This window comes from Streptomyces camelliae (assembly GCF_027625935.1).
Classification (GTDB): domain Bacteria; phylum Actinomycetota; class Actinomycetes; order Streptomycetales; family Streptomycetaceae; genus Streptomyces; species Streptomyces camelliae.
Genome location: NZ_CP115300.1, coordinates 972,085 through 986,640 on the forward strand (window position 1 = coordinate 972,085; position 14,556 = coordinate 986,640).

General features: G+C 72.7%; 12 protein-coding genes. 9 read left to right on the top strand and 3 right to left on the bottom strand.

Annotated elements, in window-relative coordinates; all coding sequences use genetic code 11:
* Positions 1-49 precede the first annotated feature (49 nt).
* On the top strand, positions 50-256 hold the full coding sequence (locus O1G22_RS04620; protein WP_225097674.1) for a hypothetical protein: 207 nt from the start codon (positions 50-52) through the stop codon (positions 254-256).
* Between the two features lie 83 nt (positions 257-339).
* On the opposite strand, the gene nicT is transcribed toward O1G22_RS04620, so the two are convergent.
* From nicT to efeU, 3 genes are all read right to left on the bottom strand, one after another.
* Positions 340-1,491: a Nickel transporter NicT gene (nicT, locus tag O1G22_RS04625; RefSeq protein WP_270080104.1), complete on the bottom strand. Its 1,152-nt coding sequence runs from the start codon at positions 1,489-1,491 to the stop codon at positions 340-342.
* Positions 1,492-1,654: 163 nt separating this feature from the next.
* Positions 1,655-2,926: an iron uptake transporter deferrochelatase/peroxidase subunit gene (gene efeB / locus O1G22_RS04630; RefSeq protein ID WP_270086329.1), complete on the bottom strand. Its 1,272-nt coding sequence runs from the start codon at positions 2,924-2,926 to the stop codon at positions 1,655-1,657.
* Positions 2,927-2,982: 56 nt separating this feature from the next.
* Positions 2,983-5,013, bottom strand: coding sequence for an iron uptake transporter permease EfeU (gene efeU / locus O1G22_RS04635; protein ID WP_270080105.1), 2,031 nt, complete (start codon positions 5,011-5,013; stop codon positions 2,983-2,985).
* 237 nt (positions 5,014-5,250) lie between these two features.
* Between efeU and O1G22_RS04640 the strand changes: the two genes are divergently transcribed.
* The 8 genes from O1G22_RS04640 to fdhF all read left to right on the top strand — a co-directional run bounded on the left by O1G22_RS04640 (position 5,251) and on the right by fdhF (position 14,472).
* Positions 5,251-5,913: a DedA family protein gene (locus tag O1G22_RS04640; RefSeq protein WP_270080106.1), complete on the top strand. Its 663-nt coding sequence runs from the start codon at positions 5,251-5,253 to the stop codon at positions 5,911-5,913.
* Positions 5,910-6,521 carry a phosphatase PAP2 family protein gene (locus O1G22_RS04645; RefSeq protein ID WP_270080107.1) on the top strand — a complete coding sequence of 204 codons (612 nt, stop codon included), beginning with the start codon at positions 5,910-5,912 and terminating at the stop codon, positions 6,519-6,521. Before O1G22_RS04640 ends, O1G22_RS04645 begins: the two co-directional genes overlap by 4 nt.
* Positions 6,518-7,270, top strand: coding sequence for a phosphatase PAP2 family protein (locus O1G22_RS04650; RefSeq protein ID WP_270080108.1), 753 nt, complete (start codon positions 6,518-6,520; stop codon positions 7,268-7,270). The genes O1G22_RS04645 and O1G22_RS04650 overlap by 4 nt, the downstream gene beginning before the upstream one ends.
* Positions 7,224-7,886: a response regulator transcription factor gene (locus O1G22_RS04655; protein WP_270080109.1), complete on the top strand. Its 663-nt coding sequence runs from the start codon at positions 7,224-7,226 to the stop codon at positions 7,884-7,886. The genes O1G22_RS04650 and O1G22_RS04655 overlap by 47 nt, the downstream gene beginning before the upstream one ends.
* The gene (locus tag O1G22_RS04660) at positions 7,883-9,247 is read left to right on the top strand and encodes a sensor histidine kinase (RefSeq protein ID WP_270080110.1); all 1,365 of its coding nucleotides are present in this window, start codon (positions 7,883-7,885) and stop codon (positions 9,245-9,247) included. The genes O1G22_RS04655 and O1G22_RS04660 overlap by 4 nt, the downstream gene beginning before the upstream one ends.
* A gap of 445 nt (positions 9,248-9,692) precedes the next feature.
* Positions 9,693-10,001: a respiratory nitrate reductase subunit gamma gene (locus tag O1G22_RS04665; RefSeq protein ID WP_333492216.1), complete on the top strand. Its 309-nt coding sequence runs from the start codon at positions 9,693-9,695 to the stop codon at positions 9,999-10,001.
* A gap of 95 nt (positions 10,002-10,096) precedes the next feature.
* Positions 10,097-11,782 carry an NAD(P)H-dependent oxidoreductase subunit E gene (locus O1G22_RS04670; RefSeq protein WP_270080111.1) on the top strand — a complete coding sequence of 562 codons (1,686 nt, stop codon included), beginning with the start codon at positions 10,097-10,099 and terminating at the stop codon, positions 11,780-11,782.
* Positions 11,779-14,472 carry a formate dehydrogenase subunit alpha gene (fdhF, locus tag O1G22_RS04675; RefSeq protein WP_428986323.1) on the top strand — a complete coding sequence of 898 codons (2,694 nt, stop codon included), beginning with the start codon at positions 11,779-11,781 and terminating at the stop codon, positions 14,470-14,472. The genes O1G22_RS04670 and fdhF overlap by 4 nt, the downstream gene beginning before the upstream one ends.
* The last annotated feature ends 84 nt before the right edge of the window (positions 14,473-14,556 follow it).

Consider the following 14,556-nt stretch of genomic DNA (forward strand, 5'->3'; position numbering starts at 1 on the left):
TCGGGGGCACCGGCACGGATGCGGTCATCCGGACCGAGGAGGAGGCATCATGTCGACATCCACACCCGACGCGTCCCGGTCGCCCGACGACCACTGCACCCCGGACGCCCTGCTCCACACCGCTCCCGCCCGGGACATCACCCCCGAGGACTATGTGATGGCGGCGGGCAGGGACGTCACCCCGAAGAACCTCGACTGGGCCCGCCGCAAGATGGAGAAGGAGGGCCCGACAGCGGTCGAGAGGCTGCTGCCGTAGGGCGTCCGGGAAGCCGGAGACAAGGGGCGCGGGCCGTGTGCGGAGCACAGCACCGCGCCCCCTGGCGCGCCCCGGTCCGGCGGTCAGTCCGTCGGCTGTTCCGCCAGACCCGCCGTCCACTTCTCCTCGATGCGGCCCGCCTTCCACACCAGCAGGGCGATGGCCCAGGTGGCGAAGAAGAGGCCGACGATGACGAAGCCGACGGTGTTGAGGTCGAGGCCGGAGATCCAGTCCCAGAACGCGCCGTGCAGGTCCAGCCGGTCGGCGAGGAGGCCCAGCAGCTCGACCGTGCCGATGATCAGGGCGACGGCCACGGACAGGCCCGTGATGGTGAGGTTGTAGTAGACCTTGCGGACCGGCTTGGAGAACGCCCACTCGTAGGCGAAGTTCATGAACGAGCCGTCGATGGTGTCCAGCAGCGACATGCCCGCGGCGAACAGGACCGGCAGGCACAGGATGGCGTACCAGGGCAGGCCGGAGGCGGCGCCGGAGCCGGCGAGGACCAGCAGGGCGATCTCGGTGGCCGTGTCGAAGCCGAGACCGAACAGCAGGCCCAGCGGGTACATCTGCCACGGCTTGCGGATCGCGCCGGTGAGGCGGCCGAGCAGGCGGTTCATGAAGCCGCGGTTGTTCAGCTGCTGCTCCAGGGCGGCTTCGTCGTAGTGGCCCGAGCGCATCCGGCGGAACACCTTCCAGATGCCGGCCAGGATGACGAGGTTGATGCCGGCGATGAGGTAGAGGAAGGTGCCGGAGACCGTCGTACCGATCAGGCCGGTGACCTGGTGGAGGTGGGAGTTGTCGGCGCGGACCGGGCCGGCCAGGGCCTTCATGCCGAGCGAGAGCAGCAGGGAGAGGCCGAAGACGACGCTGGAGTGGCCGAGGGAGAACCAGAAGCCGACGGACAGCGGGCGCTGCCCCTCGCCCATCAGCTTGCGGGTGGTGTTGTCGATCGCCGCGATGTGGTCGGCGTCGAAGGCGTGCCGCATGCCGAGGGTGTAGGCGGTCACGCCGATGCCGATGCCGAAGGACTCCTTGCCGACGCTGAAGTGCTGCGGCGCGATGATGCCGGCCAGGGTGCCCCAGCCGATGACGTGCAGCGCGAGGACGAATCCGGCCATCCCGCCGACCCTGGTCCACTCCTGTCGCGTCATGGAACCGCGGACGCGCCGCCAGAGCGACGGCTTGCCGTCGGCCGGGGCGGGGAGGGACGGAGCGGATCCGGGGGCGGCCGTCATCGGGAGGGTCTGTCCTTCGGTCGTGCGGGTACGGCCGCACCGCGCAGCCTCATGCCATCTTCTCCTACTTGCAATTCATGTGCAGCAGGGGGTGGGTAAAGGCAACGGCAGGCCTTTCCCATGGGGAGGAAAAGGCCTGCCGTGAAACGCCGGGAAACGGGGGTCAGACGGAGAGCATGCCCCGGCCCAGCCAGTCCTTGGCGTCCTTCACGCCGGGCAGGGCGAAGAAGTAGCCGCCGCCCGTGGGCGAGATGTAGTCGACGAGGGGCTCGTCGATCAGCCGGGTCTGCACGGCCTCGAACTGGCGCTTTACGTCCTGGTTGTAGCAGCAGAACACCAGGCCCATGTCGAGGTTGCCGACGTTGTCGACGCCCCGGTCGTAGTTGTAGCCGCGGCGCAGGATGCGTGAGCTGTCGCTCTTCGCGGTGCGCGGGTTGGCCAGCCGGATGTGGGCGTCCAGCGGGATGGCGTTGCCCTGCGGGTCCTTGGCGTACTGCGGGATGTCGGTCTCCTGGGCGCCGTCGAGCGGGGCGCCGGTGTCCTTGCGGCGGCCGAACATCTTCTCCTGCTCGCTCAGCGAGACCCGGTCCCAGAACTCCACCAGCATCCGGATGATCCGGATCACCTGGTAGCTGCCGCCGGTGGCCCAGGCGGGCTCGCCCTGGCCGTCGCCGACCCAGATCAGCTTGTCCGTCTCGCGGGCGGAGGTGACGTCCGGGTTGGCGATGCCGTCCTTGAAGCCGAGCAGGTTGCGCTGGGCGCCGGTGGGGCGCGGGGCATTCTGGAAGCCGTCGATGCGCCACTTGATCTGCATGGCGCCGCGGGTGTGCCGGGCGATGTCGCGCAGCGCGTGCAGCACGGTGTCCGTGCTCTGGGCGCAGATCTGCAGCGAGAGGTCGCCGTGGCACTCGGCCGCGTTGAGGTTGTCGTTGGGGAAGGTCCGCATCGGGGTGAGCCGGGCGGGCCTGGCCTTGGCGAGGCCGTAGCGGTCGTCGAAGAGGGAGGCGCCGACGCCGACGGTGACGGTGAGGCCGTCGGAGGGGACCTCGGGGCCGAGGATGCCGTTGTCGGAGGGCGGCGCGCCGACGCCCAGGTCGGCCGGGGCCCCGCCGGAGGTGAGGAAGCGGGCCCGCTCGGTGATCGTCTTCAGCAGGTCGGTGAGGCCCTTGCGGTCGTCGGCGATGACGTCGAGGGAGACGAAGGTGGCGGCGGCCGGCGCGGGGGTGATGATCCCGGCCTGGTGGGCGCCGTGGAAGGGGACCTCGGCCGCGCTGTCGGGGTGGGCGGACTGCGCCTGCGCGGTGCCGCCGCTCTCGCCGAGGGCGAAGCCGCCGCCGGCCAGGACCGCTCCGGCGGCACCGGCACCCAGCGCGGTCCGCACGAAGGAGCGGCGGGCGGGGCCGACGGGGCAGGTCGGCGTGTCGGCGGTGGACATCGGGGGGTTCCCTTCGGGGTGCGGATGCGTGTACGTCGTCGGGCGGGCGTCGGTCATCAGGCGGACTTCCGGATCTCCAGCAGGTCCGGAATCGGGGCGAGGTCCTCCAGCAGCTGGCCGGTGGCGCCGTTCAGCCGCTGCCGGTCGTTCGCGGCGAGCTTGTCGACGGCCGTCCAGCGGTCCCCGTCGTGGGCGGCGTCCAGCAGGTTCTGCACGCGCGCGATGTCCGCGTCGACCGTGGGGAGCAGCTTGGGCGCGCGGCTGGTGAGCAGCGGCTTGAGGACGGTGAGCAGTTCGCGGGTGCCGTCCAGGTTGGCGCCGGCGGTCGCGAGGTTGGTACCGCTGCCCTCGTCGGTGTCGCCGGTGAGCTCGAACTGGAGGGTGTTCTCCAGGATCTCGTGTGCGCGCAGCGGCAGGTCGCCCGGGTCGAAGTCCTGGCTCGGGAACGCCTTCTGGAGGCCCGCGACATCGGTGACCAGCTGCTGGGCGGGCCCGGTCAGGTCCTTGGCCGACTGGCCGTGCCACAGGCCGTACTCGATGCGGTGGAAGCCGGTGAAGTCCTTGTCCTGGACGCCGTCGGTCAGTCCGTCGGCCCGGCCGTTGATCTTCTTGTCGAAGTCCTCGAAGGTGCCGTAGGCGGCGCCCAGCGAGGAGTAGGTCAGATGGGCGGTCAGCCAGTCGGTGCGGGCCTTGTCGAGGTGGTTGCCCTTGATGTCGTCGGCGAGGGTGCGGGTCTGGCCGACCAGGGTGGCCAGGCCCTGGCCGACGTACGCCTTGTACGCCTTCAGGGGCGTGGCGAGGTCCTGCTCGGAGACGGGGACGACCGGCTTGGCCGCGCCGCCGCCGGCGACGGTGACCGACCTGGAGGTGACGGCCTTGCCGCCGGTGGGGACACAGCGCCAGGCGTAGGTGCCGCCGGCGACGGTGGCGACGAGGTCGCGGGTGGTGCCGGGGGCGAGGCCCTCGATCTCGCCGTAGACCGCGTTGGTCGACGGGTCGACCAGGTACACCTCGGAGGTCTTGCCGCCGGTGTTGTGCATCTGGAAGGTCTGCCGGCCGGGCTTGGGCGCGGTGAAGCCCTTGCCGCACTCGGTCTCGGAGACGGCGACGGTCTGGTCGCCGGCGGGCTTGGGACGGGCGAAGGCGACGACGAGTCCGGCGATGACGGCGGGTACGGCGACCACGGCGGCCGGTACCACCCAGACCGGCCGGCGCCGCTCGGGCCGTACGGCCTCGGTCTCCCGCTCGGGGCTCTCCTTCGCCGCCTTGGGGGCCGTGGCCCGCACACCGCGCACGAACAGGGTCATCACGACGGCCAGGTAGGCGACGTAGGCGACCACCTGGAGCCAGGTCATTGTCGGGGTGAGGTTGAAGACACCCTGGACCAGGGTGCTGTACCAGGAGCCGGCGTCGACGCTGCTCGCGAGGTCGACCGCGTAGGCGGTCTTGCCGGGCAGTACGCCACCCTCCTGGAGGTCGCGCAGGCCGTAGCCGAGGACGCCCGCCGCGATGACGATCAGGACGGCGCCGGTGGCGGTGAAGAACTTCGTCAGGTTGATCTTCAGGACCCGGCGGTACAGACCCCAGCACAGCCCGGTCGCGAGGACCAGGCCGATGCCGGCACCGGTCATCGGGCCCGCGGACTCGCCGGCCGCCCGTGCGGTGGTCCACAGGAACAGGGCGGTTTCCAGGCCCTCACGGCCGACCGCGAGGAAAGAGGTGAGGATCAGCACGCCCGAGCCCATGGCGAGCGCGCCGGTCACCTTCTCCTTCAGCTCGCCGGACAGGCTGCGGGCCGAGCGGCGCATCCAGAACACCATGGCGGTGACGAACGCGACGGCGATCACGCTGAGGACGCCGCCGAACGCCTCCTGGGCGGTCTGCGGCATGGAGGCCGCGGTGAAGGTGAGCACCGCACCGAAGCTCATGGCCAGCGCGATCGCGGCCAGGACGCCGGTCCACACCTGGGGCAGCCGTGAGCGCGCCTCGGCCCGGACCAGGGTGGCGACCAGGATGGAGACGATGAGTCCGGCTTCGAGTCCCTCCCTCAATCCGATCAGGAAACTCGGAAACGCGTCGTCCCACATGACCTGCGGCCCTCCCAGACCAACTTAGCGAAGGCATGCCTTACCTTCGCGGACCATCATGACCATGGCCATGTAGTCATTCGGTCACGAAAGGGCAATGTACAAGTAAAGGCCGGGAACGATCGGCGCCCTCGATTCGTCTACAGACCGGTCGACCGTCTACAAATATGTAGTCGTATGTAGTCGCGACCCATTCGCAAAAAGCCGAAGAAGAAGCCGAAAGAAGGGCGTACGGCGATGGCCACTCCCCCACACCTGGCATCGCAGCTCGCGGTCAACGTGCTCGATGCCCACTCGCTGCTCGCCGCCTTCGGCGTGCTCGGCGTCGGCGTGGTGCTCTTCGCCGAGACCGGCCTGCTGATCGGGTTCTTCCTGCCCGGAGACTCGCTGCTGTTCACCGCGGGCCTGCTGTGCACGGGCTCCGCCGACCGCGGGCTGCATCTGTCGCTCGGCCCGCTGCTGGTCGCGGCCGCCGTCGGCGCACTGGCCGGCTCGCAGTGCGGGTTCCTCATCGGCCGCAAGGCGGGCGGCGCGCTGCTCGCCCGCACCCGATCGGCGAAGCTGCGCGAGGGCGCCCGGCGCGCCGAGGAACTGCTGGAGCGCTACGGCCACGCCAAGGCGATCGTGCTGGCCCGCTTCGTCCCGGTGGTGCGCACGGTGCTGAACCCTATGGCGGGCGCGCTCGGGGTCCCGGCCCGGACCTTCACCGTCTGGCAGACGATCGGCGGGCTCGTGTGGAGCCTCGGCCTCACTCTCGCCGGATACGCGCTCGGCTCCACGATCCCGAGCATCGACACGTACCTGCTGCCGATGATCGCGCTGATCGTCGTCGTCTCCCTGCTCCCGCTCGTCGCCGAGCTGCTGCGCTCCCGCCGGGCCGCCAAGGAGGTGCGCGGATGAACCTCGCCCTGACGGGCGCGTCGGTCGACGGCCCGCTCTACACGGACATCGTGGACCTCGCCCACCGCGCCCCCGGCTGGCTGGACGGCACGATCGCGGTGTGGTCGGCGTACGGACTCGCGGTCTTCGCCCTGCTCATGCTCGTCGGCTGGTGGCGGGCCCGGCGGGACGGCGCGACCGCGGCCGTGACGGCACTCGCCGTGCCGGTGGCGGTGGTGCTGGCCTACGCGGTGACCAGCGTGGTGAAGCCGCTGGTGGCCGAGGACCGGCCGTGCCGCCACCTGGCCTTGCGCACCCTGGAGGCGTGTCCCGCGCGCGGCGACTGGTCGTTCCCGAGCAATCACGCCGCGATCGCCTTCGCGGCGGCGACCGCCCTGTTCTTCGTCTCCCGGCGGCTCGGCGTGGTGGCGGCCCTGTGTGCGGGCGCCATGGCGGCGTCCCGGGTGTGGGTCGGGGTGCACTACCCGCACGACGTCGCCGTGGGGGCGGCGCTCGGCGCGGCGGTGGCGTTCCTCGCGATGACCGCCCTGAAGCGGCTGCCGGCGGACCTGCCGGAGCGGCTGTCGGGGACCCGGCTGCGCCCGCTGCTGGTGTCGGACCCGGCATGAGGCCCCGCAACCTGGCGGAGCCGGCGGTCACCGTGGCCCTGGGCGCCTGGCTGGCGTTCGCGGTGCTGGCCGCGCTGGTGATCAGCGACCAGGGCCCCCTCTTCCCGGACCTGGACCTGCTGTCCTGGTCCGTGGGACACCGCCCGCCGGTGGCGGTGGCCCTCGCCCGCGGGCTGACCGCGACGGGCACCGGTGTCGTGCCGTACGTCCTGGCGGTGCTGGCCGGGCTGATCGCGGGGCGCACCGCACGGCAGCGGCTGGTGGCCGCAGCTCTCGCCGTGGCCTGCCTCGGCGCGGGCCAGGCGGTGCGCTACGGCGTGATGGACCTGGTCGCGCGGGCCCGGCCGCCGCAGTACGACTGGCGGACGCAGGCCTCCGGCTGGTCGTTCCCCTCCGGTCACACCACGACGAGCGCGGTGACGGCGGGGCTGCTGATCCTGGCCCTGGGCCTGCGCGCCGGGCGGGGCCGCACCGTCTTGTGTCTGCTGGTCGCCGTATGGGGCGCCGGGGTCGGGCTGACCCGGGTCTACCTCGGCGTGCACTGGTTCACCGACGTCGTCGGCGGCTGGCTGTTCGCCGTCGGCTGGCTCGCCCTGTCCGTCCGCGCGGCGGCCCGGTGGCTGCCCGCGGGCTTCGTCCCGCGTGCCCCGCAGCCGGGCACGTCCGACCCGAGCGATCCGGCCGATGCGCCGGTGGAGAGTGATGCGCCCCAGGATCCTCATCGTCGAGGACGATCACGCCCTGCGTGACGTGCTGCGCCGTGGTCTGCACGACGAGGAGTTCGACACGCTCACGGCCGCCGACGGCGCCACCGCGCTGCGGCTGGCGACGCCGGACGTGTCCGCCGTCGTGCTAGACGTCGGCCTGCCCGACGCCGACGGCCGCGACGTCTGCCAGGCGATGCGCGCGGGCGGATTCCTCGCCCCGGTCGTCTTCCTGACCGCGCGGCACGGGCTGACCGACCGGCTGTCGGGCTTCTCGGCCGGCGGCGACGACTACCTGCCCAAGCCGTTCCACCTCGCCGAGCTGGCCGCCCGGCTGCGGGCCGCCCTGCGCCGGGCCGCGCCGCCGCCCACCGGCGGCGCGGGCGGCCTGACGCTCGACGCCGTGCGGCACAGCGCCACCGTGCAGGGCCGGCGCGTCGACCTCACCCCGACGGAGTTCCGGCTGCTGGCCGCGCTCGGCGCGGCGGGCGGGGAGCTGGTGCGCCGCCGCGAACTGCTCCGCGCGGGCTGGCCGGAGGGGGCACAGGTCAGCGACAACACGCTGGACCAGTATCTGACCCGGCTGCGCCGCAAACTGCGCGCGGCCGGCAGCGAGCTGACCATCGCCACGGCACGCGGAATCGGCCACCGCCTGACATGAGTCTCCCTTCCCCTGTCCGCTCGTTGTCCGCCCGGCTCGCGCCGCGCACCCTGCGCGGGCGGCTCTCCCTGGTCGCGCTGACCACGGCGGCGCTGCTGATGGTGATCCTCACCGTGGTGTTCAACACCGTGGTCCGCCACCGCCTGCAGCGGGAGGCGGACGACGAACTGCGCACCCGCGCGGCGGCCGTGGCCACGACCGTCGACACCCGGCACGGCCGGGTGCGGGTCCTGGAGACCTCGGGCGACCGGCTGCTGGACACCAACGCCTGGATCTATGCCGGCGGCCGGCTGCTGGAGCGGCCCCCGTCCGGGGCCGGTGAACTCACCCGCGCCGCCGCTGCCCTGGCCGCCCGGGGCACGCGCGCGTGCCGCACGGCGCACGGTGCCGACACGGTACGGCTGTGCGCCGAGCCGGTGCCCGGCGGCGCGCCGCGGGCCACCGTGGTCACGGCGCTGGACCTCGCGCCGTACCGCAACTCGGCCCGGACGCTGCTGCTGGGCTCGTTCGCGCTGGACGCGGTGATGCTCGCCTGCACCTATGCGCTGACCCGGCTGGCGGTGGGGCGGGCGCTGCGGCCGGTGCGGACCATGACGGACCAGGCGACGCAGTGGAGCGCCGTCGGCTCCGAGGAGCGTTTCGCGGGCGGCGCCCGGCCGGCCGAACTCGCCGCGCTGGGAGTCTCGTTGGACTCCCTGCTGGACCGCATCCGGGCGGTGCTGCGGCATGAACGGCAGCTGACCGGCGAGCTGTCCCACGAACTGCGCACCCCGCTCAGCCGGATCGTCGCCGAACTGGACTGGTGGCACGCCCGCCCGCGCTCCGCCGCCGAGACGAAGGCCTCCCTCGACGTCGTGGCCGAGGCCGCGCAGTCGATGCGCACCATCTGCGACACCCTGCTGGACGAGGCCCGCGAGGGAATGCCCACGGCTCCCGGCACGGCCGACGTACCGGCCGTACTGCACCGGCTGGCCGCGCAGTCGGACGCCTCCCCTTCGGTGCGGGCGGCCGCCCTGGGGCCGCTGACGGCGGGGGTCCAGCCGGCCCTCCTCGAACGGATCGTCAGTCCGCTGCTGGCCAACGCGGTGCGCTACGCCCGTACGACGGTCACGCTGAGCGCGACCCGGTCGGACGGCCTGGTGCGCATCGAGGTCACGGACGACGGCCCGGGCGTGCCAACGGCGTTCACGGCGCTGCTCTTCCAGCCCGGCAGACGGGCCGACCCCGGCGACGGGCACGCCGGCGCGGGCCTCGGCCTGCCGCTCGCCCGGCGTCTGGCCAGGTCAGCAGGGGGTGAGGTGTCCTACGACGCGGGGCACGGGCCGGGGGCGCGGTTCGTGGTGACCCTGCCTGCGGGGTGAGCGCGGCCGGCTCGGCCGGATGGCTCGTTGCTCGGTGCCGTCCTTGCGGATCAACCATCGGGGGGATCGACACGGTGCGCTCAGCCCAGTGTCAGGGGGCGAGGACGACCACCGTCAATGCCCTACCGCCTCCCTCTCTGTCCATTGATTCGCTGGTCCTTCCTGCTCCTTGTGAGCCGTCCGCGCACGTCGGAGTCTTCGAGAGGGAGGGGAGTTGATCTCCGGCACAGCGGAGTGCCTTACCGGCGAAGCGGGGCTCGCCGTCTGTGCCCGAGGGTGGCGCACGTTGCAGTCGTGCTCTGTGCTTCTTCAGGGCGCGACGAGTGTTAGCGAGGGTTGCGGCAGTTGGGCGAATTCGGCGGGGCCGTTGATCTTGATGCGGGGCCGGGCGTGGTCACGCCCGGGTTTCGTCCTTCGGGGTGGTGACGCGGCTCGACTTGGCCGCGTGCCGGGGCGGCCCCGGCGCGTGGGCCGGGGCCGTGGTGGTGGTCAGACGGGAGACCGTCTCGCCCTGGTCCGTTCCGTCTTCGCGCTGCGACCGGACATCGACGCCATGGCCGCCGCGCCACTGTCCTTCCAACTGCACACGCTCATCGGCATGCTGCTCTTCGCCATCTGGCCGTTCACCCGGCTCGTGCACGCCTTCACCGCGCCTGTCGGCTATCTGTTCCGGCCGTACATCGTCCAGCGGTCGCGGACTGTCGGCGTCCGATCGCAGCAGCGGCGCCGCGGCTGGGAAGGTTCGGGCTCGTAGCGTAAGGGAATGTGTCCACGCCCGCCGGTTCCACGGCTGTCCACAGACGCCGGTGCCGGATTGCGGCCTTGTCCTACCGCCTCCACGATGAAGGCATGGTTCCCGTCGGTCCTGCCGACCGTCTCGACGCGTTCCGGGCCCTGGCCGACCGACGTGGACGGCCTGGAGACAGGCTGATCGAGTCACTGGCCGAGGCAAGGGCGGGAACGGCGGACGGCCCGGAGGTCTGGGCACCGGCTGTCGCCGCCCGACTCGGACTGCCCGCTGCCGCCGCGCTCGGACCGGCCAGCTACTACGCGGACCTCGCCGCCTCGCACCGCGACCGTCATGTCCGGGTGTGCACCGCGACGGCGTGCTTCGCAGCGCAAGCCGGACGGCACCTCGCCGATGTGGCGCACGAGCTGGGCGTCACCCCCGGCACGACCTCACCGCGCGATGACGTATCGGTGCAGGCCGTCCGCTGTCTGGGCTACTGCTATACCGGACCCGCGGCGCTCGACGGCGACACGCCCTGCACAGGTCCGAACCTCGTCGATCAGCTTGCCGGGCGGCAGCCACCGCGGGCACCGGAGATCCCGGCGGCCGACGACACCGGCGACCCGGTTCTGCTGGGCGGTGTGGTGTCCGGTGAGCCCGCGTGGCAGGTGTGGCCGGGGACGGTGACGGCGCACACTCCGGACGAGGTTCACCGGGAGGTGGCGGCATCCGGGCTGCGAGGGCGGGGCGGCGCGGGTTTCCGGGTGGCCGCGAAGTGGGAGGCGGCCGGCCGCGCACCCGGCACCGTGGTGGTGGCCAACGGCGACGAAGGCGATCCGGGCTCGTACGCCGACCGGCTGCTGATGGAGGCCGACCCGGCGCGCGTGCTGGAGGGCTTGGCCCTGGCCTGCTTCGCGTGCGGCGCCCGCCGGGGGATCGTGCTGGTCCGCTCCGAGTACCCGGCCGCTCTGGCACGGATGCGGGAAGCCGTCGGGCAGGCGTACGCCGACGGCCATCTCGGCCCGTCCGCACACGGAACAGGCACCGCACTGGACATCCAGGTCGTCGAGGGCGCCGGATCCTACGTCGCCGGTGAGGAGACCGCACTGATCGCGGGGCTGGAGGGCGGCAGGGGATGCGCCCGGCCGCGCCCGCCGTACCCGACGCAGAGGGGACTGTGGGACGCGCCGACCGTGGTCAACAACGTCGAGACCCTCGCGGCCGTCCCCTGGATCGTCCGGCGCGGTGGCGCCGCCTACGCCCGGAGAGGGACGTCCGCCGAGCCCGGGACGAAGCTGGTCTGCCTGTCCGAGCGGTTCGCCCGGCCGGGCTGCTACGAGGTCGAACTCGGCACCCCGATACGGCGGCTCGTCCACGAGCTGGGCAGCGGCCTGAAGGACGGCGCCGAACTGGCCGCGCTCCAGGTCGGCGGGCCGCTGGGCGGGTTCCTCGCCGCCGGCTCGCTGGATGTGCCCTTGTCGGAGGCAGGCCTGTCAGCCCGGGGCGCGGCCCTCGGCCACGCCGGTCTGGTCGCCTTCGACCAGCAGGTGACACCGGAGGAAGTACTGCGGCACGTCTGGGAGTTCGCCGCGGCCGAGAGCTGCGGTGCGTGCTCGCCCTGCCGGGTCGGCTCGCGCCGAGGGCTGGACATGGCGTCCGCCGGTGCTCCGCCGGGGCCGGAGTGGGCGCGGCTTTCGCGTGTCCTGTCCGAGGCGAGCCTGTGTGCCTTCGGCCGGCGGATCCCGCCTGCCGTGCACAGCCTTGCCCGCGCCTACGGGGATCGACTGGCGGGATGGGGACCGTGACCGGAATCGAGATCGAGGTCGACGGCAGGCGCGTTCGACTACCCGAGGGGGCTTCGCTGCTCACGGCGGTGCGGGCGGCCGGGATCGAGCTGCCCGCGCTGTGCTCCGACGACCGGCTCAGCCCTGCGGGTTCCTGCCGGACCTGCCTGGTGCGGGCCGACGGGCTGATCGCGGCGGCCTGTGTCACACCGGCGTCCTCCGGTGTCCGGGTCGAGACCGCGACCGAGGACCTTGTGCAGTTGCGCCGGGACGCGGTGGAGCTCATCGCCTCCGCTCTGCCACCGCGGGCCCTCACCGGCATGCCGGACAACCCCAGCGAACTGGCCCAGGTCTGCCGGTCCCTGGGGATCGGGACCGAAGCGGCGCAGGGTGCCGGAGGCCGGGGCGGGGACGACTCCCACCCGTACGTCCGTCTCGACCGGGACCTGTGCATCGCCTGCGGCCGGTGTGTACGGATGTGCGCCGAGGTACAGGGCACGTTCGCACTCACCCTGGTCGGCCGGGGCGGCGACACAGTCGTGGCACCCGGCACCGGCGGGCCCTGGGCGGAGTCGGACTGCGTGGCCTGCGGAGGCTGCGTCGACACCTGCCCCACCGGCGCGATCACCGAGCCGGGGCCGGCGCGCGGGCTCACTTCCGCCAGCCGCCCGGCCGCGGCCCGGACACGCACCACCTGCGGCTACTGCGGAGTCGGCTGTTCCCTGGAGGTCGCCACCCACGACGGCGAGGTCACCGCGGTTCTGCCCGCTCGGGACGGGCCGGTCAACCGAGGGCACGCGTGCGTCAAGGGGCGCTTCGCCCACGGATATCTCACCTCCCCCGAGCGGCTCACGAGGCCACTGCTCCGACGCGACGGCAGCCTGGTGACCGTCGGCTGGGACGAGGCGCTGGATCACGTGGCCCGGGGCCTGCGCGCGGCCATGGAGGCGGGTGGCCCGGACGCCGTGGCGGCCATCTCCTCGGCCCGTGCCACCAACGAGGAGAACTACCTCGTCCAGAAGTTCATGCGGGTCGCGATCGGCACCAACAGCGTCGACAACTGCTCCCGCCTCTGCCACTCCCCGTCCGCCGCCGGCCTGGCCGCCTCCTTCGGGCTCCCCGGCGGTACCGACACCTTCGACGACGTCGAGCGGGCCGACTGCCTCCTCGTGGTCGGGGCCAACCCCGTCGAGGCCCACCCGGTGATCGGTGCGCGCCTGCTCCAACGGGTTTTGCACGGCGCCCGGCTGGTCGTCGCCGATCCCCGGTCCGTCGGGCTGGCCGTGCACGCGGACGTGCATCTGCGGCCCCGTCCCGGCACCAACGTCGCGCTCTTCCATGGGCTCGCCCACATCATGCTCACCGAAGGGATGGCCGACGAGGAGTTCCTGCGTGCGCGCGCCACCGGTCTGAAGGAACTCACTGACCTGCTGGCCGACTACCCGCCCGACCGGGTCGCGGGCATCACCGGAGTGCCCGCCGCAGACCTGGTCGCCGCCGCCCGCCTCTACGGGAGGGCCGAACATCCGGCGATCATCTACGGCCTGGGCGTCACCGAGCACCTCCACGGCACCGACGGAGTGCGGTCCCTGGCCAACCTGGCGATCCTTCGCGGCGCCGTCGGCACCGACCGCGGCTTCGGGGTCAGCCCGCTACGCGGTCAGAACAACGTCCAGGGCGCCTCCGACATGGGCGCGTTGCCGGACGTCCTGCCGGGGTACGGAAAGGTGACCGACCCCGCGGTCCGCGCACGGGCCGAGGAAGTGTGGGGCGCACCGGTTCCGGAACGGCCCGGCCTGCGCATCCCGCAGATGTTCGCGGCGGCCCGAGCCGGCGCGCTGCGGGCGCTGTGGGTCATCGGCGAGGACGTCTGCGCCACCGATCCGGACACGAACCGGGTGGCCCGGGCCCTGGACGCCTGCCCGCTCGTCGTCTGCAACGAACTGTTCCTGTCCGAGACCGCCCGGCACGCCGACGTCGTGCTGCCGGTCGCGTCCTGGCTGGAGAAGGACGGAACCTTCGTCAACTTCGACCGCCGGTTCCAGCGGGTCCGCCCTGCCGTAGCCCCACCCGGAGAAGCCCGGACCGACTTCGACACCGTACGGTCGCTGGCCACGGTGATGGGGGTCGACCTCGGCTGCCCGACTCCGGCCGATGCCCTCGCCGAGTGCGGACGACTCGCACCCGTCTTCGCCGGGCTCTCCCACGACCGGCTCGACCGCGAGGGCGCCGTGCCGTGGCCCTGCCCCGACCCCGACCGTCCTGGGGAGGCCAAGCTGTACACGGAGCGGTTCGCCACGCCGGACGGGCGGGCCCACCTTGCCGCGGCCCCCTACCTCCCCCCAGGCGAGCAGCCCGACGACGACTATCCGCTGGTGCTGGTCACCGGGCGCCGGTGGGCGCACTACAACTCCGGCAGCATGACGCGACGCGGCGGCAATCTCGCGCTCGATCCGGTCGACTTCCTGGACCTCCATCCCGACGACGCCACCCGGTACGGCGTGCGGGACGGCGCGCAGGTCACCGTGGAGAGCCGATACGGCCGAGCCTCGCTCACCGCCCGCACCAGCGAGCAGACAGTCCCCGGCCAGGTCTTCTGCTCCTTCCACTTCCCGGCGAGCGGGGTGAACCGCCTCACCTCCGACCAGGCGGACACCGTCACGTCCTGCCCCGAGTACAAGGTCACGGCGGTCCGCGTGGCCGCGCTGTGACGGCGACGGTCCGAGGCGCTCGGCAATGGGTACCGGAACCCCCGTACTGACGCCCGGAGACGGAGGCCGCGGGCCGACGGCGCC

Excerpts from the sequence above, each read along its gene's own strand:
- O1G22_RS04620 (WP_225097674.1), top strand. The coding sequence starts at position 50 with ATGTCGACATCCACACCCGACGCGTCCCGGTCGCCCGACGACCACTGC.
- nicT (WP_270080104.1), bottom strand. The coding sequence starts at position 1,491 with ATGACGGCCGCCCCCGGATCCGCTCCGTCCCTCCCCGCCCCGGCCGAC.
- efeB (WP_270086329.1), bottom strand. The coding sequence starts at position 2,926 with ATGTCCACCGCCGACACGCCGACCTGCCCCGTCGGCCCCGCCCGCCGC.
- efeU (WP_270080105.1), bottom strand. The coding sequence starts at position 5,013 with ATGTGGGACGACGCGTTTCCGAGTTTCCTGATCGGATTGAGGGAGGGA.
- O1G22_RS04640 (WP_270080106.1), top strand. The coding sequence starts at position 5,251 with ATGGCCACTCCCCCACACCTGGCATCGCAGCTCGCGGTCAACGTGCTC.
- O1G22_RS04645 (WP_270080107.1), top strand. The coding sequence starts at position 5,910 with ATGAACCTCGCCCTGACGGGCGCGTCGGTCGACGGCCCGCTCTACACG.
- O1G22_RS04650 (WP_270080108.1), top strand. The coding sequence starts at position 6,518 with ATGAGGCCCCGCAACCTGGCGGAGCCGGCGGTCACCGTGGCCCTGGGC.
- O1G22_RS04655 (WP_270080109.1), top strand. The coding sequence starts at position 7,224 with ATGCGCCCCAGGATCCTCATCGTCGAGGACGATCACGCCCTGCGTGAC.
- O1G22_RS04660 (WP_270080110.1), top strand. The coding sequence starts at position 7,883 with ATGAGTCTCCCTTCCCCTGTCCGCTCGTTGTCCGCCCGGCTCGCGCCG.
- O1G22_RS04670 (WP_270080111.1), top strand. The coding sequence starts at position 10,097 with ATGGTTCCCGTCGGTCCTGCCGACCGTCTCGACGCGTTCCGGGCCCTG.